The sequence below is a fragment of the Methylobacterium marchantiae genome, from assembly GCF_042679825.1.
Taxonomy (GTDB): domain Bacteria; phylum Pseudomonadota; class Alphaproteobacteria; order Rhizobiales; family Beijerinckiaceae; genus Methylobacterium; species Methylobacterium marchantiae.
Window position 1 is genome coordinate 17,403 of record NZ_JBHTND010000020.1, and the last position, 20,724, is coordinate 38,126.

The window sequence follows — 20,724 nt, forward strand, 5'->3', positions numbered from 1 at the left end:
GTTCGGCGGACTTCGCCTCTTCAGGTGAAGACGCTCATCTCCTCCACGACTTCACCCTGAGATGCTGCAAAGCAGCCTCGAAGGGGCCTTCCAGAAGTCTCGCGCGAAGCGGAGGCCTCCTTCGAGGCCTCCGCTTCGCGCGAGACTTAGGATGAGGTCTTAGTCACGAGAAGCGACGTCACAATCACTGAACGGCGCGGTTAGGCCGGATCTCACAGAGACGACGGAGCGCGATCCGGGATGACGATCCGGAAACGGGCGCCCTCCCCCTCGCCGGTCTGGTCGAGGGTGAGGCTGCCGCCCTGGAACTGGATCAGTTCGGCGGCGATCGGCAGGCCGAGCCCGGTTCCACCCGGCCGCATCGACCCTTCGAACGGCGAGAACAGGTTCGCCCTCGCCCGTTCGGGAAGCCCCGGTCCGTTGTCCGAGACGACGATCGTCACCTGACCCGCTCCGAACCGGCCCTGGCGCGTGGCCTGTATCTCGATCGCCGGATCGGGCAAGGGCGTCTTGTCCGAAGTCAGTGCCTGGACGGCGTTGCGCACGATGTTGGTGAGCGCACGCGAGAACTGGTCGGGGTCGACGTCCACTTCCAGATCCCGCCCGCAGACCACGCGGATCGTCACCGCCGAGGCGCCGCCCAGCCTGGACAGGTCGGATTGCTCGGCGAGGAGCGGCGCCAGCAGGACCTTCCGCCGCTGCGGCACGGTCTCGGTCGTGCGTCCATAGGCCAGGGTCTCCTCGCAGAAGCGGATCGCCCGGCCGAGGGTCGCGAGGAGACGCGGGGCGATGCGCTGGACCGCCGGGTCGGACACCGTCTCGAGGCGATCGCCGAGGAGCTGCGCCGTGGTCAGGAGATTGCGCAGCTCGTGGTTGATCTTGCTCACCGAGAGGCCGAGTTCCGCGAGGCGGCGCTTCTGGCGCAGCTCGCTCGCCAGCGCATTCTCCATTCGCGCCAGGGCCACTTCCGCATGGCCGATCTCGTCGGTCCTGCGTGAGGGTACGATGACGCGGTCGCTGCCCTGGGGATCGTCCGCGAATTCGGTGATGTTGCGGGCGAGGCGCCGGACCGGGCGCACGATGATCCGCTGCAGCATCAGGAAGACGAGGCCGGCGACGGCCGCGGCAATCGCCAGCGAGGAGAGCAGCAGGCGGCCGGCGAAATCGATCAGCGCCTCGCGCAAGGGAGCCTCGTCGAGGAGGATCTCGACGAGGTCGAACCCGTCCCGCCCATGGCCGACGACACGGATCGGCGCGGTGCTTTCGGTGAAGACGGTGCGCCACGCCCCACCGATCGACGCGACCCAGTCGTGCGAGCGCAGGTCGACGAGGCCCGAGACTTCGGAAGGCATCGCATCCACGGCGAGGAGACGGCGCGTTCCGTCGCCGCGAACTGCGATGGCGCTGGCACCGACTCCCCTCAGGAGGTGCCGTGCGAGATCTTCCGAGACGCGCTGATCCGGCGAGGCTTCGAGGACGAGGGCGGCGATCTGGGCGGCGGCGATGCGGTCCGACAGCCACATCCGCCGGTAGTTCGCCACGGTGGGCACGTAGATGAGGATTTCGACCAGGGCGACGAAGGCGATGGTGACGAGGAACAGCCGGCCCGACAGTCCGAGATGGCGGACGATGCCCTTCCGAGCCTCCGCCGGCACGGGTAAAGGCGCTTCCATGCCGGCGCGCGGCGTCGCGTCCATCACGGGTCCCCGATCACTCTTTCTCCCGGGCTTCTTCGCGCGTCCCGGTTTCTCCGGCGCGGCTCCGAGCCCCGACCGTCATTCCGCATTCTCTGCGCCCGGCTACGACGCCCGACACACGAGACTCCTCGCCAAGACGGTTACGCTCCGGGCGCCGCGCCGTCGAGTGCCCGATCGACGGGATTCATGGGGTGCCGGCTCGCCTGCGGGCGAACCGGCGCCTCAGCCCGATCGAGAGGAGTGCGAAGGCGGCGAGGCTGCCGAGGCCCGCGACCGTCTTCACGGTGACAAGCGACCGCAGGGACAAGGCTTCGTCACAGGCGGTGGCGCCGGTGGCGAGGCAGGCTGCCTTGGCCGCCGCGTTGGCCGCGACGACATCCTCGATCGCCGATCCGGTGGCGGCATAGACGAAGGCGCCGGGGGCCAGTCCGAGAAAGGTGGCAAGCACGAAGGTGCGCAGGGGAACGCCGAACGCCGCCGGTGCCAGGTTGGTCATCCAGAAGGGAAACAGCGGCAGGAGCCGCAGGACGAGGATATACCCGAAGGCGTCGTCTCGAAACCCGGCGGCGAGGCGGGCGAGGCGCGGCCCGGCCCTGTTCAGCAGAAGCTCGGAGACCGGCCCGCGGCCGATCGAGAAGACGATGGCCGCTCCCGCCGTCGCCGAGACAAGGGCGATTCCCGCGCCGGTGGTGATCCCGAACAGGAATCCGCAGAGGATCGTCAGGACCAGCGAGGCCGGCACCGACACGATCACGCATCCGACATAGATCAGGCACGCGATCGCGATGGCGCGCGGCCTGTCCTCGGCCACCGCCTCGCTCAGCCAAGCGCGATACGAGAGCAGGCGATCGAGGCTGAGGAGGTGCGGGACGCCGGAGACGAGAATGCCGAGCGAGATCGCCAGGAGGGCGGCGACGGGGAGCCATCGCAGGATTCGGCGGGCGGAACCGCTCGATGCGCGTGCCATGGCCCTGCTTCGCAACGCCGGGTCAGCCGGCCTTCCGCATCCTGAGGATCTTGAAGAAGCCGCCGGGGAAGGTCGGGGCGACGCCGATGAATTCGACGCCGTTCCGGTTGGCCCAGGCCTCGATCCGGGTCGACTTGAAGGCCGAGGACCAGCCGATCTTGGTGCAGAGCGGCGCCACGATCTCCTCGACCTTGGCCACGGCGCCCTTGGTCTGGCCGAAATGGTTGGCGAGGACGATCTCGCCGCCGGGTCGCACGACCCGCAGGAATTCCGAGAGGGCGGCTTCGGGGTCCGGGACCAGGGTGATCAGGAACTGGGCGACCACCGCGTCGAAACTGGCATCGGCATAGCCGAGGCGGCACACATCCATCACCTGGAGGCCGCGGACATGACCAAGCTTTCGGCGCAGGACCTTGGCGCGGGCGCGCTTCAGCATGTCTTCGGACAGATCGACGCCGCAGACGAAGCTGCCGGCCGGGTAATAGCCCAGCGACAGGCCGGTGCCCACGCCGGCCTCGAGGATCCGCGGTCCGCAGGCGGTGGCCGCCATCACGGCGTCGCGGGCGGCCGGCTCCGTCAGCTTGTCGTAGACGACGTCATAGACCGGCGCCCAGCGGGCATAGGCCTTGCGCATCAGGGCCGTGCTCGGACCGGCCTGCGGCTCGCTCAGCATATCGTCTCTGGATCCTGCGGATGGGAAGGGTGGTGATGTCAGGCGGCCTGCGCCGCCCCGGCTGCCAACGCGGCGATGCGGCGGATGGTGCCGCCGCCGAGCACGCGCGAACGTGGACCGTCATCGGCGTAGATCACGCAGGCCTGACCCGGCGAGACACCGTCCTCCGGCGTGGCCAGCACGATCTCGGCGGTCGCTCCGTCCGCGGCGAAACTCAGGTGCGCCGGACGCGGCTCCCGGGTCGAGCGGACGCGGACGGCCACCGGCATGTCCACGATCCCGTCCGATGCGGCCGGGCCGAGCCAGTTCAGATCGTCGAGGCGGATGCGGCTGGTGGCGAGCGCCGCGCGCGGACCCACCACCACGCGGGCCGAGGCCGGCTCCAGGCGGATCACGTAGAGCGGTTCGCCGACCGCGAGGCGAAGGCCCTTCCGCTGGCCCACCGTGTAATGGATGATGCCCTCGTGCCGGCCGAGGACCCGGCCGTCGAGATCGACGATGTCGCCCGCCCGAGCCGCATCCGGCCGCAGCTTGGCGATGACGTCGGCGTAGCGCCCCTGCGGCACGAAGCAGATGTCCTGGCTGTCGGCCTTCTCGGCAATGGCGAGGCCGAGCTCGCGAGCGAGGCGGCGGGTCTCGTCCTTGGGCAGCTCGCCCAGGGGAAAGCGCAGGAAATCGAGCTGTTCGCGCGTCGTCGCGTAGAGGAAGTAGCTCTGGTCGCGGGCCGGATCGAGGGCGCGATAGAGGCCGCGGCCGCCGGTCTCGAGGGGCCGGCTCGCCACGTAATGGCCGGTCGCCAGCACGTCGGCGTCGAGGTCGCGGGCGGTGGCGAGGAGATCGCGGAACTTGATCGAGCGGTTGCACTCGACGCAGGGGATCGGCGTCTCGCCGGCGAGGTAGCTCTCCGCGAAACGATCGATCACCGATTCCCGGAACCGGTCCTCGTAATCCAGCACGTAATGCGGGATGCCGAGCGTCTCGGCCACGCGGCGCGCATCGTGGATGTCCTGGCCGGCACAGCAGGCACCCTTACGGTGGATGGCCGCCCCGTGGTCGTAGAGCTGCAGCGTGATCCCGACGACATCGTAGCCCTGCTGCTTCAGCAGCCCGGCCACGACGGACGAATCCACGCCACCGGACATGGCGACGACGACACGCGTCTCGTGCGGGGCCTTGGGAAGGTCGAGGGAGTTCATCACGTCACGGGTTCGCCGGCAGGCCGCATCGCCCGCTCACGCGGAGTCTATAGCGATCCTGAGATCGAACTTCCAGGCAGTCTGGGGTCGCCCGTTCCCGCTCACGGGCGCCGCGCACCCGGCAAATCCTGCCGGGACCGGGACGATTCCGCCGAGCCGGATCGGTGCGGTCCTTGGGTCATTGGAAATGATCGTTTATCTTCAAATGGTTGATCGGCGTTGCGTATGGCGCGGGGCTTGCGCGGAGAGGCCCCGAGGAGATCGAGGCTGATGGCCGTGACGTCGACGAAAATGGAGCATCCGGTGCGCCCCGCGGTCACGAGTGCCGCGCGTTCCGCCACGACTTCCCACCTCGACTCGACCAGCCGCGACGCCTTTGCCGTTTCAGAGCGGGAACCAGCCCCGCCACCGCGTCGGCCCTCGGCGGCGCCACGCGAGCATCACCCGACGAATGTCGAGAGACGGGAAGCGCCACAACGGCCGGCCGCATCCGAGATACGGTCAAATCGTGAGGCGGAATCGGGCAAGCCCGCCGATGCTGCTGCGAAGTCCAAGCCGATCACTGATTCCAATGTCCCATCTTCGGGAAAGATCGGGACTAACCCCCCTGTCCCGGCGAAGACGGACGCGGGGAAGGACGGCAGGGGGACATCGCCGACTGTGCCGCAGCCGGGGAAAGGCCAGGCGCTTGCGCCGGCTGTCCCGACTGCGCCACCGACGCCGGTCCAAGCCCTGGCCGCTCAGGAAGCCTCCGCCGGCGCGGTCGCGGGGAGCGAGGGACATACCGAGGAAAAGCCGGTCTCGAAGGACGAGGTCGATGACGAGGCGTCGGATGAATCCGCCCTGGCGGAGGCGACCCTCGTGCCGATCGATCTCCTCCTCCCGCCGCCTCCGGCGAATCCATCCACGGTCCAGGCCCGAACCGGCGCGTCCGCGCCGGGCTCGGGCGCGACCGCCTCTCTCGATGGGATCGCAGCGAAGGGCAGCGCCGCAAAGTTGGCCGCCGTGCCGGTCATGGGGACCGATCGATCCGACACGGCGATGGCGCCGGACGGCGAGGGTCTGGTGGCCAAGCCGCTCGAGGCGCTCGCCCCCATCGCGACCGCGTCCTTTGGCGATCTCGTCGCCTCCTCGTCGCCGTCCGCTCCTGCACCTCTGGCGAACAACGCCGCGCCGGTCGCCGATACGGGCGCGGCGTCCCCTCAGGCCCAATCCGCGCCGGTCCCTCTCGGCGCCGTGCCGATGACGATCGGATTGCGGTCCCTCGCCGGCTCGAACCGATTCGAGATCCGTCTCGACCCGAAGGATCTCGGGCGGATCGACGTGAACCTCGACATCGACAAGGACAACGGCACCGTCACCGCGCATCTCGTGGTCGACCGGCCCGAGACCCTGGCGCTGCTCCAGCGCGATGCCGGCAATCTCCAGCAGGCCCTGTCGCAGGCCGGCTTCGAGGCGACCGACGCCAGCATCAACCTGTCCCTGCGCAGCGATACCGGCTCCGACGGCCGCAACGGCGCCGAGCGGGATAGGGGGAGCGGCCGCGAGGGCGCTTCCGGCGCCCCCGGTTCCGACTTGAAAGACCCACGCCTTTCCATCGACGCCATGCCGCTGCGGATACTGCGCGGCCTCGGCGGCATCGATATCCGCATCTGAGGAGATTGCCATGACATCCGGAATCAGTTCGATCTCGAGCAGTTCCTCGACGAATTCCACGACGGCGACCGGCACGTCACAGGAGATCGCCGGCAATTTCCAGCAGTTCCTGACACTGCTGACGACGCAGCTTAAGAACCAGAACCCCCTCGACCCCCTGGACACGAACCAGTTCACGCAGCAGCTCGTGCAATATGCCGGCGTCGAGCAGCAGCTGAAGTCGAACGACCGGCTGGACTCGATCCTCAGCAACTCGAAGGCGGCGAGCGCGGCCTCGGCCACGAGTTTCGTCGGCCAGACGGTGACGGCCGACGGGCAGGTGGCCGATCTCAAGGACGGTTCGGCGACCTGGACGCTGACGCCCTCGCGGGCCGCCAAGCAGGCGACGATCACGATCAGCGATGCCAAGGGCAACGTGGTGGCGACGCAGACGAAGGCCCTGACCACCGGCGCGCAGAGCTTCACCTGGGATGGGCGATCCACCTCCGGCTTCACCTCGGCCAATGGCAGCTACAAGATCAAGGTCGATGCCATCGACGCCACTGGAGCGAAGGTCACCGTCGATACCCAGGTCAGTGGTAAGGTCGATGGCGTCGACCTGAGCGGCAGCGCGCCGGTCCTTCTGATCGGCAATTCCCGGGTGCCGATCGCGAGCGTCCAGAACATCGGGACAGGGTTGTCCACATGAACCCAGAGGAAACGAATCAGATGCGATCGATCCGCTTCAACATATCTTAAGCGGGCGCAAGTAGCTTCCAAGCTCGACAGGTCAGTCGAGTTGTAGAGCGTATCATGACCGAACCAAGCCGCCCGAGAGTCAAATACGTCATCGGGCCCGACGGCAGTCCGTTGACGATCGCCGATCTTCCGCCGACCACGACCCGAAGGTGGGTCATCCGCCGGAAGGCGGAGGTCGTCGCAGCCGTCCGCGGCGGTCTACTCAGTCTCGAGGAGGCCTGCCAGCGTTACACCCTCACCACCGAAGAGTTCTTGAGCTGGCAGTTCTCCATCGACCAGCACGGCCTTGCCGGCCTGCGGACCACCCGCATCCAGCATTACCGCCACTGAGATCGAGCACTGAGATCGAGACGGGCCGGCATCCATCTTGGATGCCGAAACGCCCTTTTAAGAAACCTCCCCTCGAAAAAGAACCGCGCCCCTCCCCGGGGGCGCGGTTCTTTATTTTTTCAGTCCTGCGTTTTCCAGTTCCGCATTTTCCAGCCCGGTCCGCGAGGGGCGTGGCCGGCACCGGGACATCCTCGTCCATCGGATATCCCCCGCGACCGGAAGCGGTCGGCCTCTCCCCGTCGGCGTGCCCTTTTTGACCCGCGACACCATTCGTTAACCGGACGCTAACCACGGCCTGGGCAAATTTTGCCGAGCGAGCGCGGCCCCTCCGTCGCGCCGGTTCGGGTGGGTACGTCGCGTCGTGAAGTCGGTTCTCGAACTGGTGACGAAGTTGGGACCGGCGCGGCTCGCGGCCATGGTGGCCGTGACGCTGACCTTGGTCGGCTTTTTCGCCTTCGTGATCCTTCGGGTGTCGAAGCCCGACATGGGCGTCCTGTTCGCTGACCTGTCGATGCAGGATTCCGGCGCCGTCATCCGCGATCTCGATGCGCGCGGCATCAAGTACGAGACGCGCGGCGATGCCGGGCAGACCATCATGGCGCCCCGTGCCGATCTTCCGCGCCTGCGCATGGACCTCGCCGGCAAGGGCCTGCCCAGCGCCGCGGGCGTCGGCTACGAGATCTTCGACAAGGGCGACGCGTTCTCGTCCACCAACTTCGTCCAGAACGTCAATCACCTGCGCGCCCTGGAAGGCGAGCTCGCCCGTTCGATCCGGGCCATCGGCCGCGTCCAGGCGGCCCGCGTCCATCTCGTCATGCCGGAGCGCCGCCTGTTCGAGCGCGACCGGGAAATGCCGAGCGCGGCCATCGTCCTCAAGCTCGTGGGCGATATCGACCCCTCTCAGGTCCGCGCCATCCGCCATCTCGCCGCCTCCGCCGTGGAGGGATTGAAGCCCGAGCGGATCTCCATCGTTGACGAGCGCGGCCGCCTGCTGGCCGATGGGGCTCGCGGCGCGGAAGCCGATACCGGCGCCGGCATGGAAGAGAAGCAGGTCGGGCTCGAGCGCCGCCTGCGCTCGCAGATCGAGGAGATCGTGGCCGGCATCGTCGGCACCGGCCGCTCGCGGGTCCAGGTCACCGCCGAGCTCGACAGGAACCGCATCGAGAGCCGATCGGAAACCTTCGATCCGGAGAGCAAGGTCGTCCGCTCCACCCAGACGCGCAGCGAAAGCGCACTCACGGGAGGCACCGAAGGCGCCGTGACGGTCGGCAACGAATTGCCGGGTGCCAACCAGCAGAACCAGAATGCGGGGCCGAAGGACACGTCCAAGAAGGACGAGGAGACCACTAATTACGAGATCTCCCGCGTCACCAAGACGGTGGTGGAGGAAGGCGGGCGGGTGAAGCGGCTCTCGGTGGCGGTGCTGGTCGACGGCGCCTACGCGCCGGGGGCGGACGGCAAGCCCGTCTATCAGCCGCGCCCCGCCAACGAGATCGAGCGGATCGCCACCCTGGTCCGCACCGCCATCGGCTTCGACAAGACCCGCGGCGATCAGGTCGAGGTGGTCAACCTGCGTTTCGCCGAGACCCCGGCACCGGTCGAGTTCACCGAGCCCACTCTCGTCCAGTCCCTGCTGACTCCCACGAAGGAGGACATCATGCGGGTGGTCGAGCTCTCCGTCCTGTTCCTCCTGACGGTGATCGTCCTCCTCGCCGTGGTGCGTCCCCTCGTGCGCCGCGTCCTCACCGCCGAACCGGCACCGGCCATCATGGTCGCGGGTCCGGGAATGTCCACCGGCGATCCCGCCCTCGACCAGATGCTGGTGCCGCGCGACAACCCCACCGCCCGCCTCGTCGACTTCGCGCAGCTCAACGGCAAGGTCCAGGCCGAGACGGTCCAGCGGGTCGTGGACATGGTCCGTGGCAGCCCGGGCGAGACCGTGGAGGTCTTGCGCAACTGGATCCACGACAGTTGAGCGGAACGGCGAAGACCACGACGAGACGAGCAGTAGCGACAAGAGCGGAAGAGGATTGAGGTCATGGCCTCGGGGTTGAGTGTCGGCACGGACCAGGAGAGCGGCAAGGCAGGCCTGAGCGCCATGTCCGGCGCCCAGCGTGCGGCAGCACTTCTGCTTCTCCTCGGCGAGACGGACGGCGCGCCGATCTGGCAGCTGCTCGACGAGGAAGAGGTGAAGATGGTCTCGCACGCCATGGTCCAGCTCGGTTCGCTGGAGGCGGAGACCGTCGAGAGGCTCATCGTCGATTTCGTCTCGCGGCTCTCGTCCGGCGGCGGCATCACCTCGAATTTCGAGCGGACGGAATCGCTCCTGCTCAAGATTTTTCCATCCGACCAGGTCTCCTCCATCATGGCGGAGATCAAGGGCGCCTCCGGGAAGCGCGTCTGGGCGAGCCTGACGCAGATCGATCCCGAAATCCTCGCATCCTTCCTGCGCAACGAGTATCCTCAGACCGTCTCCGTGGTGCTGTCGAAGGTACGTCCCGACTATGCGGCCAAGGTGCTGACGATCCTGCCCGAGGACTTCGCCATCGACGTCCTCAACCGGATGCTGCGCATGGAGACGGTGCAGAAGGAGGCCCTCCGCCATATCGAGGAGACCCTGCGGGTGGAATTCGTCTCCACCATCGCGCAGACGACCCGGCGCGACGCGCACGAGCTGATGGCGGACGTGTTCAACGCCTTCGACCGCCAGACGGAAGGCCGCTTCCTGGCGGCCCTGGACCAGGCCAATCGCGGCTCGGCCAAGAAGATCCGCCAGCTCATGTTCACCTTCGAGGACCTGCTCAAGCTCGATGCCGGCAGCGTGCAGACCCTGCTGCGCAAGGTCGACAACGACACGCTGTGCCGCGCCCTCAAGGGCGCCGACGAGCGCGTGCGCGGGTTCTTCCTCAAGAACATGTCCACCCGCGCGGCCAAGAACATCACCGACGAGATGGGCTCGCTGGGCCCGATCCGCCTGAAGGATGTCGACGAGGCGCAGTCGAAGATGACCGAACTCGCCAAGGAACTGGCCGAGAAGGGCGAGATCATGATCGCCAAGTCCAGCGGCGAAGAGGAGCTGGTCTATTGAACGCCCGTCGCTTCCTCTTCGACACCGACTTCCGGCCGCGCGACGGTGCGAGCGCCTCGCCGAAGGAGGCCGCAGCTCTCGCCGAGGCCGTGGCCCAGGCCCATGCCCGCGGCGTCCAGGAAGGCCGGGCCCAGGCGGAGGCCCAGGCCCAGGCCCGCATGGCCGACGCCCTCACCCGCGTCGGCCTCGCCGCGGCTGGCCTCATCGGTCAGGCCGATGCCCGCGATGCCGCCCGCGAAGAGGAGGCCCTGGCCTTCGCCGTGTCCCTGGCGCGCCGCATCGCCGGCGATGCCCTCGACACCCAACCGCTGGCGGCCATCGGCGACGCGGCGCGCGCCGCCCTGCAGCACCTGCGCGGCGTGCCGCATCTCGTGGTGCGGGTGAATGACGGGCTGGTGGACGAGGCCGAGGCGCTGGTGAAGGGCCTCGCCCGCGAGCGCGGCTTCGAAGGGCGACTCATCGTCCTCGGAGAGCCCGATCTCGCACCGGGCGACGCACGGATGGAATGGGCGGATGGCGGCGTCGTGCGCGACCGCGCCCGTATCGAGGCGGCCGTCCTCGATGCCATCGGCCAACCTCTCGATCCCCGATCCGCCGACGCCTGAACCCCGCTATTTCTGCACTGAAAGCCCGCAATGTCCGACGATTTCAGCCTGCCGCAGCTCAATGGCACCGATGCCTCCTTCGACGGCCTCGGCTCCGAATCGATCCGCGAGGCGCCGACGACCCCCAAGAGCGCCGCGGATCTCGAACAGGTCTTCGACGTCCCAGTGGTGGTCTCGGCCGTGCTCGGCTCGTCGCGGATGCCCATCGGCGACCTGCTGCGGCTGCAGCCGGGCGCGGTGCTGGAGCTCGACCGCAAGGTCGGCGAAGCCATCGACATCTTCGTCAACAACCGGCTCGTTGCTCGCGGCGAAGTCGTCCTCGTCGAGGAGCGCCTCGGCGTGACGATGACCGAGATCATCAAGAGCGACCACTGATCCCGCCCGCCGCGCTTCTGCCCGCCGCGCTTCCGCGCGAGGCCCCCACCGACACAGGATCCTAGACCATGCGGCTACTCATCATCGGACGCTTGAGCGGCGAACTCGTCACCGCCTCCAAGATCGCCATGAATCGCGGTGCGGCCGTGACCCATGCGGACGGGGTGGCCCAGGGCCTCGCCGTGCTCCGTGCCAAGGGCGCCGACCTCGTCATGATCGACGTGGCGCTGCCGATCCGCGAGCTGGTGACGGCGCTGGCCGAAGAACGCATCCGCACCCCCGTGGTCGCCTGTGGTGTCGCCACCGATGCCAAGGCGGCGGTGGCCGCGATCCAGGCGGGAGCCCGCGAATACATCCCCCTGCCCCCCGATCCGGAACTGATCGCCGCCGTGCTGCAGGCGGTTTCGGAGGATGGCCGCGCTTTCGTCTGGCGCGACGCCTCGATGGAGAAGGTGGTGAAGCTCGCCGAGCAGGTGGCGCGGTCCGAGGCTTCGGTGCTCATCACCGGCGAGAGCGGCACCGGCAAGGAGGTCCTGGCCCGGCATGTCCACCAGAAATCCACCCGGACCAACCGCCCCTTCGTCTCGGTGAACTGCGCCGCGATCCCCGAGGCGCTGCTCGAATCCGAATTGTTCGGCCATGAGAAGGGCGCCTTTACCGGCGCCGTCGCCCGCCGGATCGGGCGGTTCGAGGAAGCCAATGGCGGCACGCTGCTGCTCGACGAGATCTCCGAGATGGACGTCCGCCTGCAGTCGAAGCTGCTGCGCGCGCTGCAGGAGCGGGTGATCGACCGGGTCGGCGGCACCGCCCCGGTCAAGGTCGATATCAGGGTGCTCGCCACCTCCAACCGCAACCTCCTCGACGAGGTCCGCAAGGGCACGTTCCGCGAGGATCTGTTCTACCGCCTCAACGTGGTGCATCTGCGCCTGCCGCCGCTTCGCGAGCGCCCGGCCGACATCCTCGAACTCGCCGGCCACTTTGCCAAGAAATACGCCGAGGTGAACGGCCTGCCGTTCCGGTCCCTCAGCCGCGAGGCGCAGGGCATCATTCGGGAGAACCCGTGGCGCGGCAACGTGCGCGAACTCGAGAACACGCTGCACAGGGCGGTGCTGCTGGCGACGGGATCGGAGATCGACGCCGATGCGATCTCGACGCCGGAGGGCGAATCCTTCGCGCGCTCGGCAGGACCGGTCGAGCGCGCCGCACACGTCGCGGAGGCCGCGACCCGGGGCCTCGTGGGACGCACGGTGGCGCAGGTGGAATGCGAGCTGATCCTCGACACCCTCGACCATTGCCTCGGCAACCGCACCCATGCGGCCAAGATCCTCGGCATCTCGATCCGCACCCTGCGCAACAAGCTGAACGAATATGTCGATTCGGGCATCAGCGTCGCCGAACCGGGCAGCGTCCGCGCCATGGCGGCCTATGGCTGAGGCGTCGAGGGCGGGCGAACCGTCGCGCGCCGTTGCCGCCCCTCTCCGCTTTGACTAGGTGTGACCGCGACGGCGCTCCGTTTCTCGGATCGCCCGAAGCGGATCGGTCACTCGGATTTGGCAAAGCACGACAAGGACACCACCGTGCGGACCGCGAAGTCGGGCTATTCCGACATCGTCATGGTCTGCTCGAAATGCACCAAGCGCGTCGGTTTGAAGAAGGATGAGATCCGCGGGCGGCTGAAGCGCGAGGTCAAGCGGCGAGGCCTCGGCCGTGTGACCCGCGTGGTCTCGACCGGCTGTCTCGGTCCGTGCCCGAAGAGGTTCGTCGCGGTCGCGACCTCGTTCAGCCTGTCGCGCAACCGCATCGTCCTGATCGATCCCGATGGCGACGCCGCGCAGACCCTCGATACGGTCTATCCGGCCGCCCGCAGGTTCGAGTGAGGCGACCCCCGATTTCAGCCCCAATGACGCGATAGGGCGGATCGGAATTCGATTTTTCCCGAGGCGGGCGCTGTGCCGGATAAGGTGACCGCCGAACAGACAGATCGTCGCCGTTGGCGCTCATTCATCCCAGGGGTTCAGGCATTTGACACGCCGCGTCGTGGCACCTCCTCCCGCCCGTATGGGAATCGGGAGACATGCCCTGCGATACCTGCCCGTCCTGGGTACGGTGCTCGGCCTCGGCCTCGCGATCTGGCTGGTGGCCACCCACGATCTCGCTGCCGTTGCCGATGCCTTCGGCCGGATCGGTTTGGCCGGACTCGCCGGAATCGTGCTGATGCGGATCGTCGTCCTGACCCTCTGCGGTATCGCCTGGGAGCGGGTGCTGCACCGTCTCTCGGCCACGACCGAGGCGGGCGCCTTCCTCATCCTCCGTTTCGTGCGCGACGGGATCAACGTGCTTCTTCCCGTGGCCTCGGTCGGCGGCGATGTGGTCGGTGGGCGCCTCCTCACCTTCTGGGGCGTTCCGGGAAGTCTGGCCGCCGCCTCGATCTTGGTGGACATGCTGATCCAGGTCGCGACGCAGGCCCTGTTCGTCCTGATCGGCGTCGTCCTGCTGATGCAGATGGAGAGCGATTCGGCCGCATCCCTCGCTGCCTGGGCGTTGCGGGCCCTCGGCGTCACCGCCGCTCTCCTCGCCGCCTTCTTCGTCTTCCAGCGCAGCCCGCTCATACGGGGCGTCGAGCGCCGCATCGCCGAACTCGGTCGGCGCTTCCTGCGCGATGAGGCCGAGGTCTCTCCCGGCACGGCACCTGCCACGGCTCCATCGGATGCAGGCGTTCACGGTGCCCTCGATGCGGTCTGGGCGCCGGGGCGCTGGCCCATGCTCGCCCAAGGCTTCGCCCTTCATCTCCTGGCCTGGATGCTCGGCGCGGTGGAAATCTGGATCGCGCTGACCTGTATCGGCGTCGAGGGCGTCGGCCTCACCGAAGTGATCGTCATCGAGGCGCTGAGCCAGGCGATCAAGTCGGCGGCCTTCCCGGTGCCGAGCGGGCTCGGGGTCCAGGAAGGCGGGTTCGTGCTCGTGGGCGGATTGTTCGGCATCGATCCGGGAACCGCCATCGCCCTGTCCCTCGCCAAGCGCGTGCCCGACGTCGTGCTCGGCCTGCCCTCCCTACTCCTGTGGCAGACCCTGGAAGCCCGCCGTGCCACGGTGATGCCGCCGCGCGGCTGAGGTCTTCGCGAGAGGGGTGTCTTCCGATCAGGTGAGTTGTCTTACCTCAGCCGATGCCGGAACCACCGCCGCCGACGACGGCGCCCGTCCCTCATGCCGAAATCGATCTCTCGCCGATGCTGCGTGGGTCCGGGCGGGTAGCTTCGCCTTCCGACCGGCCATTCCCGCGCTGCGAAGGCTGCTGCTCCGCCTTACGCCTCGCAGAAGCGGAGGTTGTTGCCGAAAGGGTCGGCCACCGTCATCACGAGACCCCAGGGCAGGCTTTCCACCCCCGGCTTGGCATGGACGTAGTTTCTGCCGATCAGTTCCCGCTGGAAGGCATGGATGCCCGCCATCCGGACGAAGGTCGTCGAGCCCGGCGTAGCGTCGCCGTGATGCCCGCTCAGATGCAGGATCAGGCCTGCCCGCGAGACCTGGGCGTAGAGCGGGAAGTCATCGCCGAAGCGATGCTCCCAATCGAGGCCGAAGCCGAGGAAATCGAGGTAGAATTCGCGGGCCTTGGCCTCGTCGAAAATGCGCAGGATCGGACAGGTCTGATCGAAGCGGATGTCGCCGTCTTGGGGCTTCGTCGGAACCATGGCACCGTACTCCTCAGGCGATCCTATCCGGTTCGGCCAGCAGCCCGTCGACGAAGTCGGAGAGCCCGGTATTGCGGGTGCGCTTCAGGCGTTCCGCGATGAGGATGCCCTGAAGCTTGGCGAACGCGTCGTTCAGGTCGTCGTTGACGAGGACATAATCGTATTCGTTCCAGCGCTGGATCTCGACGCGGGAATTGGCGAGGCGCTTCTCGATGGTCTCGGGCGAATCCTCGGCGCGCCGCTCGAGCCGGTGGCGCAGTTCGGCGAGGCTCGGCGGCAGGATGAACACCGTCACTACGTCCTCGGCGAGTTTGGCTCGCACCTGGCGCGTGCCCTGGTAGTCGATGTCGAAGATCATGTCCCGGCCGGCACCGAGCACCTTCTCCACCGGGCGGCGCGGGGTGCCGTAGAAATTGCCGTGAACCTCGGCCCATTCGAGGAGGTTGTCGGCCCCGCGCAGGGCGTCGAAGGCCTCGCGGTCGATGAAATTGTAGTGCTTGCCGTCGATCTCGGACGGCCGGCGCTGGCGCGTCGTCACCGAGATCGAGAGGTCGAGGCCCCATTTCGGATCGCTGGCCACGGCACGCGTCAGCGTGGTCTTCCCCGCCCCCGAAGGCGAGGACAGGATGAGGATGAACCCGCGCCGCCCGATCGTCGTGGCCTGCATGTCCGAAAAAACCTACTCGACGTTCTGAACCTGCTCGCGGAATTGCTCCACCACGGCCTTCAAGTCGAGTCCGATCCGCGACAACGCGATGTCTCCCGCCTTGGCGCAGAGGGTATTCGCCTCGCGGCCGAGCTCCTGGGCCAGAAAATCGAGCTTCCTGCCGATGGCGCCGCCATGGGTCAGCAACTCGCCGACGCTGTCGAGATGGGCGCCCAGGCGGTCGAGTTCCTCGCGCACGTCGGCCTTGGCCGCGATGAGGACGGCCTCCTGGTGCAGCCGGTCGGGGTCGAGGCCGCCGGCTTCCATCAGCGCGGCGATGCTGGCGGAGAGCCGCGCCTTCACTGCCTCCGGCTGGCGACCGGGGCAGGTCTCGGCGGCTTGGCGGAGGCGGGACATGGCGACGAGCTGGCCCTCGATGATGGCGCGCAGCTGGCGCCCCTCGGCGCGGCGCGTCTCCACCAGGTCGGCCACCAGCCGTACGACGCCCTCGGCGAGATCGTGGGCAAGCGTGTCGGACTCCGCCGCAGGCTCTTCTTCGGATTCGATGACGCCGCGGATGCCGAGCAGCCCGTCGAGAGAAGCGGGGGCGAGCCCCTCCGGGCGCGGCACGCGGGCGGTGGCGGCGGCGAGTTCGGCGAGCAGCTTTTCGTTGATCCGCACCCGTGCTCTTGCCTCGGGCCGTGTGAGGTTGAGCGAGAGTTGGCACTGCCCTCTGGTCAGGGTCTTCTGCAGGGCGGTGCGGGCGACCTCGCCCACGGCCTCCAGGCCGTTCGGCACGCGCAGGCGTACATCGAGGCCACGACCGTTCACGCTGCGAACCTCCCAGGCCCACTGGACCGGACCGGTCGTGCCGGTGGCGCGGGCAAAGCCCGTCATGCTGGAGAGGATCATGATGTCGTCTCGTAGCGGCCCTCTCCCCGTGAACGGCGAGAGGGGATGCGCGCGGCGTGCGAACCGATCATTGCGGCTTCAGCGCCGGGACGCTCTTCGCCGAGTTGAGGTCGAAGGTCCTGTTACGCAGTGGGTCGAGCTTGGTACCTTCCGAGGCGTCGAAGGCCTTCGGGCGCGGGGCCGAGGGGTCGGCGGCACTGCCGGCGAAATTGGTACCGTCTGGCGCATAGGCCGAAGCCCGGCCCGGAGCACCCGCCGCGTCCACTGGGGGCTCGGCCTTGTCCACCGGAGCGGCGTCGGTGGGCGTTTCCTTGCGGGCGCGCTCCACCTGGCGCCAGCGTGCCACGTTGCGCGAATGGCCCTCCAGACTGTCTGCGAAGGCATGGCCGCCTGTGCCGTCGGCGACGAAATAGAGGTCCTTGGTGCGCGACGGGTTGGCGACGGCTTCGAGCGCCGCGCGGCCCGGATTGGCGATCGGTCCCGGCGGCAGGCCCTCGATGACGTAGGTGTTGTAGGGGGTCGCCCGGTCGATCTCGGAGCGCTGGATGCCGCGGCCGAGGGTGCCGCGCCCGCCCACCAGCCCGTAGACGATGGTCGGGTCGGATTGCAGCTTCATGCGCTTGTTGAGGCGGTTGACGAAGACGCCGGCCACGCGCGGGCGCTCGTCCGCCCGGCCGGTCTCCTTCTCGACGATGGAGGCGAGCGTCACCATCTCGGCCGGGGTCTTCACCGGAATGTCCGCCGAGCGGCGCAGCCAGATCTGGTTCAGCACTTCGCGCTGCTTGGCGCGCATCAGGTTGACGATCTGCTGGCGCGTGGCGCCGCGCTCGAACTTATAGGTGTCGGGCAGGAGCGAGCCCTCCGGTGGGATCTCGTTGACGTCGCCGGTGAGGATGTCGTTCTCGTTGAGACGTACGACGATCTGCTCGGACGTCAGTCCTTCGGGGAAGGTGATGGCGTGCTGGACCTGCCGGCCGTTGGCCAGCGTCTCGATCGTGTCGCCGATGCTGGCATGTGCCTTGAAGGTATACTCGCCGGCCTTCAGCGCTTTGCCCGAGAAGCGGGCGGCCCATTCGAAGAGGGCGGTGTGACTGATGACGCCCTCGCGGGAGAGCGCGTCGGCGATCTCGGAGGTGCCGCTGCGGGGCGGGATGACCACCACCTTGTCGGCGGCAAGCGGGCCGGGCTCGCGGACCTGACGGTCGAACAGTGTCACGCCGATCATCGCGGCGATGGCGAGGACGACGGAGGCGGTGAGAAGGCCGCTGATGGTGCTGAGCAGGCCGCCGCGCTCGCGCACGGGACGGTCGGGCGGCGGCGGCGCGGCCGTGGGCTTGATCGCCTCGCTCGGGCTGCGCGGGGACGCCCGGTTCAACGGGGCCGGCTCGTCGGACGGCACCGGTATCGATGCCTGATCCGGATCTTTGCGTTTGCGGAAGAACATGGACATCCTGTTCAGGCTCGCATCTCGCCCGTGCTCCAACGGGTCGGGCGCGAAGGAAGCCACAGCAAGGAAGCGCAGGGTTCCGTGCGTCAAGCCTCCCCGCGCCTGAGCCGATGGCTATTTCGAGCGAACTGAACCGGTTTTGTGGCGAAAAGGCGTATCAGGACTTCGCCGAGACGGCCTGTCCCCCGATCTCCTTCCTTGCCGAAAGGGCCTTCACGCTCCGTCCGAGGAAGGCGCCCATCGGCTTCTCGAACAGGCGATAGGAGGCGAGGGAGACGGCAACCGCGATCGCCCCCGCCGCGACCTTGGCCGGGACGCTCGTCCCGATGGTCTTGGCCGCGGCCGAGATCACCAGCCCATGCAGCAGGTAGAGCGAGTAGGAGGCGTTGCCGCCGATCTCGATCAGGCGCAGACCCGACGGCCACCGACCCGCTCTCTCGATCGCCAGCGCTCCGGCGACGATGAGGAAGGCCGGCATCCCCCAGGTGAGCAGGCGGAGATTCTGGTCGCCGAGACCGAGGGCCGTGAACCCGGCAAAGCCAGCCAGACCGAGACCGACCATGGCCGCGCCCTTGCCGAGCCCCGCCGGCCTGACGAAGGTCGCGAGCGCGAGGCCGGCGGCGAATTCCAGCAGCAGCGGTGTGGTCCATTGCACGAGGATCGCACTCTCGGGCTCCAGTACCGCTCCGGCCAGGGCCAGGAGGGCGAGGGCGACGAACGCGAAACGGATCGGCGCACCCAGAACGAGCCCGACGGTGAAGACCGCGTAGAACAGCATCTCGACATTGAGCGTCCACCCGACGACGACGAGAGGCCACAACCCGCCGCCCGGCTCGTAATAGGGGATGAACAGCAGTGACAGCACGAGGCGGCGCGGGTCGACGGTGAACTGGGTGAAGACGCCCGCCAGCGAGACGACGCTCATCAGCAGCGTCACCGCCCAGTAAAGCGGAACGACGCGGATCAGGCGCTTCGCCAGGAAGGCCGCGGGCGGCTCGCGCACCCCGATCGTTCCCATGATGAAGCCGGAGATGATGAAGAACACGTCGACGCCCGCCGCCCCGACGATGAAATGCCCGTCGGCGAGATGGAACGCCACGACGAGGAGGGCCGCGACGAAGCGCAGCGCCTGGATCGAACGGTAATGCGGCATGGATCGGCCCCGAAGCAGGAGCGCGACGAGCCGTCATGGGTTTGGCAAAGTCAATGTTTCGGGGTTGCCGGGCATCCGGTCTCCGTAGTGCGGACGGTGGAGAAGGCCGAGTTTGGACTTCGCGCTGGCGAGGCCTGCGTGTGGTCCGAGGGCACTGTCATCCCTTCCCCCGGAGGACAGAGGGCGGCGGGCGATTGTGCCAAGCCTGTCCGTCAGACCCGCCGCATCACCAGCGACGCATTCGTCCCGCCGAACCCGAACGAGTTCGAAAGCACCACATCCACCTGCTTGCGCTTGGCTTCGTGCGGCACGAGGTCGATTGCCGTCTCCACGGAGGGGGTATCGAGGTTGAGAGTCGGTGGCATCACGCCGTCGCGGATGGTCAGCACCGAAAAGATCGCCTCGATGGCGCCGGCCGCGCCAAGAAGATGGCCCACGGCCGATTTGGTGGAGGACATGGCGGCCTTGCCGGCATGGCCACCCAGCAGGCGCTCCACCGCCTTGAGTTCCAGTTCGTCGCCCATGGGCGTCGAGGTGCCATGGGCGTTGATGTAGTCGATGTCGGACGGCTGCAGACCTGCGCGCTTCACGGCGGCGCTCATGCAGCGGAAGGCGCCGTCGCCGTCCGGGGCGGGCGAGGTGATGTGGTAGGCGTCACCCGTGAGGCCGTAGCCGACCACCTCGGCGTAGATCCTGGCGCCGCGGGCCTTGGCGTGCTCGTATTCCTCAAGCACGACGACGCCAGCGCCCTCGCCCATGACGAAGCCGTCGCGGTCCTTGTCGTAGGGGCGGGAAGCCTTGGCCGGCTCGTCGTTGAAGCCGGTGGAAAGAGCGCGGCAGGCGGCAAAGCCCGCAAGCGCGAGGCGGTTCACCGGAGACTCCGCGCCGCCGGCCACCATCACGTCGGCATCGCCGAACTGGATCAGCCGGGCCGCGTCGCCGATGGCGTGCGCCCCGGTGGAGCAGGCGGTGACGACCGCATGATTTGGTCCCTTCAGCCCATGCGCGATCGAGACCTGGCCGGAGGCGAGGTTGATGATGCGGCCGGGAATGAAGAACGGTGAGATCCGTCGCGGCCCCTTGTCGTGCAGGGTCACGGAGGCGTCGTAGATGCCCCCGATCCCGCCGATGCCGGAACCGATCATCACGCCGGTGGCGCATTGATCCTCGTGGGAGGTCGGGTGCCAGTCGGCATCGTCGAGGGCCTGACCGGCCGCGGCCATAGCGTAGACGATGAAGGGATCGACTTTGCGCTGCTCCTTCGCCTCCATCCACTGGTCGGGATTGAAGGTGCCGTCGTTACCGTCTCCGAACGGGACCGAGCAGGCGATGCGGCAGGCGAGATCGGAGACGTCGAAGGCTGTCACCTGCGACGCTCCGCTATCTCCCGCGATCAACCGGCTCCAGGTGGTCTCGACGCCGCTTCCCAGCGGCGTCACCATGCCTAAGCCCGTCACCACAACCCGACGCATCGCGTTATCCCGAACCGGTCCCGTCATTATCACACCAAATGGCGCACGGGGGTTTCACGCCCCGTTTGTCTCTGCGCCCT

At 68.0% G+C, this 20,724-nt stretch carries 20 protein-coding genes; 10 read left to right on the plus strand and 10 right to left on the minus strand.

The annotated features are described in order from the left end of the window. Positions 1-212: 212 nt before the first annotated feature. The 4 genes from ACFQ4G_RS14840 to mnmA form a co-directional block, all read right to left on the minus strand. Positions 213-1,697, minus strand: a complete 1,485-nt coding sequence (locus ACFQ4G_RS14840; protein ID WP_379040477.1) for a sensor histidine kinase — start codon at positions 1,695-1,697, stop codon at positions 213-215. A gap of 184 nt (positions 1,698-1,881) precedes the next feature. Further along, the gene (locus tag ACFQ4G_RS14845; RefSeq protein ID WP_238205228.1) at positions 1,882-2,664 is read right to left on the minus strand and encodes a TVP38/TMEM64 family protein; all 783 of its coding nucleotides are present in this window, start codon (positions 2,662-2,664) and stop codon (positions 1,882-1,884) included. Between the two features lie 22 nt (positions 2,665-2,686). Continuing rightward, positions 2,687-3,337: a class I SAM-dependent methyltransferase gene (locus ACFQ4G_RS14850; protein ID WP_238205229.1), complete on the minus strand. Its 651-nt coding sequence runs from the start codon at positions 3,335-3,337 to the stop codon at positions 2,687-2,689. A 38-nt stretch (positions 3,338-3,375) separates the two neighbouring features. Continuing rightward, on the minus strand, positions 3,376-4,533 hold the full coding sequence (gene mnmA / locus ACFQ4G_RS14855; protein ID WP_238205230.1) for a tRNA 2-thiouridine(34) synthase MnmA: 1,158 nt from the start codon (positions 4,531-4,533) through the stop codon (positions 3,376-3,378). 660 nt (positions 4,534-5,193) lie between these two features. Between mnmA and ACFQ4G_RS14860 the strand changes: the two genes are divergently transcribed. The 10 genes from ACFQ4G_RS14860 to ACFQ4G_RS14905 all read left to right on the plus strand — a co-directional run bounded on the left by ACFQ4G_RS14860 (position 5,194) and on the right by ACFQ4G_RS14905 (position 14,436). After that, complete coding sequence (locus tag ACFQ4G_RS14860; protein ID WP_238205231.1) at positions 5,194-6,189, plus strand: flagellar hook-length control protein FliK; 996 nt, start codon at positions 5,194-5,196, stop codon at positions 6,187-6,189. 10 nt (positions 6,190-6,199) lie between these two features. Then, positions 6,200-6,877 (plus strand): flagellar hook assembly protein FlgD, encoded by a 678-nt coding sequence (locus ACFQ4G_RS14865; RefSeq protein ID WP_238205232.1) that lies wholly within the window; start codon positions 6,200-6,202, stop codon positions 6,875-6,877. A gap of 104 nt (positions 6,878-6,981) precedes the next feature. Continuing rightward, positions 6,982-7,257, plus strand: coding sequence for a CtrA inhibitor SciP (gene sciP / locus ACFQ4G_RS14870; RefSeq protein ID WP_018044452.1), 276 nt, complete (start codon positions 6,982-6,984; stop codon positions 7,255-7,257). 361 nt (positions 7,258-7,618) lie between these two features. After that, positions 7,619-9,232: a flagellar basal-body MS-ring/collar protein FliF gene (gene fliF, locus ACFQ4G_RS14875; protein WP_238205233.1), complete on the plus strand. Its 1,614-nt coding sequence runs from the start codon at positions 7,619-7,621 to the stop codon at positions 9,230-9,232. Between the two features lie 63 nt (positions 9,233-9,295). After that, positions 9,296-10,345, plus strand: a complete 1,050-nt coding sequence (gene fliG / locus ACFQ4G_RS14880) for a flagellar motor switch protein FliG (RefSeq protein WP_238205234.1) — start codon at positions 9,296-9,298, stop codon at positions 10,343-10,345. Further along, a complete protein-coding gene (locus ACFQ4G_RS14885; RefSeq protein ID WP_238205235.1) occupies positions 10,342-10,950 on the plus strand; it encodes a FliH/SctL family protein in 609 nt (202 codons plus the stop codon). Before fliG ends, ACFQ4G_RS14885 begins: the two co-directional genes overlap by 4 nt. Positions 10,951-10,980: 30 nt before the next feature. Continuing rightward, a complete protein-coding gene (gene fliN / locus ACFQ4G_RS14890) occupies positions 10,981-11,325 on the plus strand; it encodes a flagellar motor switch protein FliN (RefSeq protein WP_238205236.1) in 345 nt (114 codons plus the stop codon). Positions 11,326-11,393: 68 nt separating this feature from the next. Next, a complete protein-coding gene (gene flbD / locus ACFQ4G_RS14895; RefSeq protein WP_238205237.1) occupies positions 11,394-12,758 on the plus strand; it encodes a sigma-54-dependent transcriptional regulator FlbD in 1,365 nt (454 codons plus the stop codon). Positions 12,759-12,875: 117 nt separating this feature from the next. Then, positions 12,876-13,202, plus strand: coding sequence for a (2Fe-2S) ferredoxin domain-containing protein (locus ACFQ4G_RS14900; protein ID WP_238205238.1), 327 nt, complete (start codon positions 12,876-12,878; stop codon positions 13,200-13,202). Positions 13,203-13,383: 181 nt separating this feature from the next. Continuing rightward, the gene (locus tag ACFQ4G_RS14905) at positions 13,384-14,436 is read left to right on the plus strand and encodes a lysylphosphatidylglycerol synthase domain-containing protein (RefSeq protein WP_238205518.1); all 1,053 of its coding nucleotides are present in this window, start codon (positions 13,384-13,386) and stop codon (positions 14,434-14,436) included. Positions 14,437-14,627: 191 nt separating this feature from the next. Here ACFQ4G_RS14905 and ACFQ4G_RS14910 read toward each other — a convergent pair whose 3' ends face one another. The 6 genes from ACFQ4G_RS14910 to fabF all read right to left on the minus strand — a co-directional run bounded on the left by ACFQ4G_RS14910 (position 14,628) and on the right by fabF (position 20,644). Next, positions 14,628-15,014: a glyoxalase superfamily protein gene (locus ACFQ4G_RS14910; RefSeq protein WP_238205239.1), complete on the minus strand. Its 387-nt coding sequence runs from the start codon at positions 15,012-15,014 to the stop codon at positions 14,628-14,630. A 13-nt stretch (positions 15,015-15,027) separates the two neighbouring features. After that, positions 15,028-15,681: a guanylate kinase gene (gene gmk, locus ACFQ4G_RS14915; protein WP_238205240.1), complete on the minus strand. Its 654-nt coding sequence runs from the start codon at positions 15,679-15,681 to the stop codon at positions 15,028-15,030. A gap of 12 nt (positions 15,682-15,693) precedes the next feature. Next, a complete protein-coding gene (locus ACFQ4G_RS14920; protein WP_238205241.1) occupies positions 15,694-16,572 on the minus strand; it encodes a YicC/YloC family endoribonuclease in 879 nt (292 codons plus the stop codon). Between the two features lie 67 nt (positions 16,573-16,639). Continuing rightward, positions 16,640-18,016 (minus strand): endolytic transglycosylase MltG, encoded by a 1,377-nt coding sequence (gene mltG, locus ACFQ4G_RS14925; RefSeq protein ID WP_238205242.1) that lies wholly within the window; start codon positions 18,014-18,016, stop codon positions 16,640-16,642. Between the two features lie 160 nt (positions 18,017-18,176). Continuing rightward, positions 18,177-19,172 (minus strand): acyltransferase family protein, encoded by a 996-nt coding sequence (locus ACFQ4G_RS14930; protein WP_238205244.1) that lies wholly within the window; start codon positions 19,170-19,172, stop codon positions 18,177-18,179. 212 nt (positions 19,173-19,384) lie between these two features. Beyond that, positions 19,385-20,644, minus strand: a complete 1,260-nt coding sequence (fabF, locus tag ACFQ4G_RS14935; protein ID WP_238205245.1) for a beta-ketoacyl-ACP synthase II — start codon at positions 20,642-20,644, stop codon at positions 19,385-19,387. Positions 20,645-20,724: the final 80 nt, after the last annotated feature.

Excerpts from the sequence above, each read along its gene's own strand:
- ACFQ4G_RS14910 (WP_238205239.1), bottom strand. The coding sequence starts at position 15,014 with ATGGTTCCGACGAAGCCCCAAGACGGCGACATCCGCTTCGATCAGACC.
- fliG (WP_238205234.1), top strand. The coding sequence starts at position 9,296 with ATGGCCTCGGGGTTGAGTGTCGGCACGGACCAGGAGAGCGGCAAGGCA.
- ACFQ4G_RS14850 (WP_238205229.1), bottom strand. The coding sequence starts at position 3,337 with ATGCTGAGCGAGCCGCAGGCCGGTCCGAGCACGGCCCTGATGCGCAAG.
- fabF (WP_238205245.1), bottom strand. The coding sequence starts at position 20,644 with ATGCGTCGGGTTGTGGTGACGGGCTTAGGCATGGTGACGCCGCTGGGA.
- ACFQ4G_RS14905 (WP_238205518.1), top strand. The coding sequence starts at position 13,384 with ATGGGAATCGGGAGACATGCCCTGCGATACCTGCCCGTCCTGGGTACG.
- ACFQ4G_RS14845 (WP_238205228.1), bottom strand. The coding sequence starts at position 2,664 with ATGGCACGCGCATCGAGCGGTTCCGCCCGCCGAATCCTGCGATGGCTC.
- fliN (WP_238205236.1), top strand. The coding sequence starts at position 10,981 with ATGTCCGACGATTTCAGCCTGCCGCAGCTCAATGGCACCGATGCCTCC.
- sciP (WP_018044452.1), top strand. The coding sequence starts at position 6,982 with ATGACCGAACCAAGCCGCCCGAGAGTCAAATACGTCATCGGGCCCGAC.
- ACFQ4G_RS14865 (WP_238205232.1), top strand. The coding sequence starts at position 6,200 with ATGACATCCGGAATCAGTTCGATCTCGAGCAGTTCCTCGACGAATTCC.
- mnmA (WP_238205230.1), bottom strand. The coding sequence starts at position 4,533 with ATGAACTCCCTCGACCTTCCCAAGGCCCCGCACGAGACGCGTGTCGTC.
- flbD (WP_238205237.1), top strand. The coding sequence starts at position 11,394 with ATGCGGCTACTCATCATCGGACGCTTGAGCGGCGAACTCGTCACCGCC.
- gmk (WP_238205240.1), bottom strand. The coding sequence starts at position 15,681 with ATGCAGGCCACGACGATCGGGCGGCGCGGGTTCATCCTCATCCTGTCC.
- ACFQ4G_RS14920 (WP_238205241.1), bottom strand. The coding sequence starts at position 16,572 with ATGATCCTCTCCAGCATGACGGGCTTTGCCCGCGCCACCGGCACGACC.
- ACFQ4G_RS14840 (WP_379040477.1), bottom strand. The coding sequence starts at position 1,697 with ATGGACGCGACGCCGCGCGCCGGCATGGAAGCGCCTTTACCCGTGCCG.
- ACFQ4G_RS14930 (WP_238205244.1), bottom strand. The coding sequence starts at position 19,172 with ATGCCGCATTACCGTTCGATCCAGGCGCTGCGCTTCGTCGCGGCCCTC.
- mltG (WP_238205242.1), bottom strand. The coding sequence starts at position 18,016 with ATGTTCTTCCGCAAACGCAAAGATCCGGATCAGGCATCGATACCGGTG.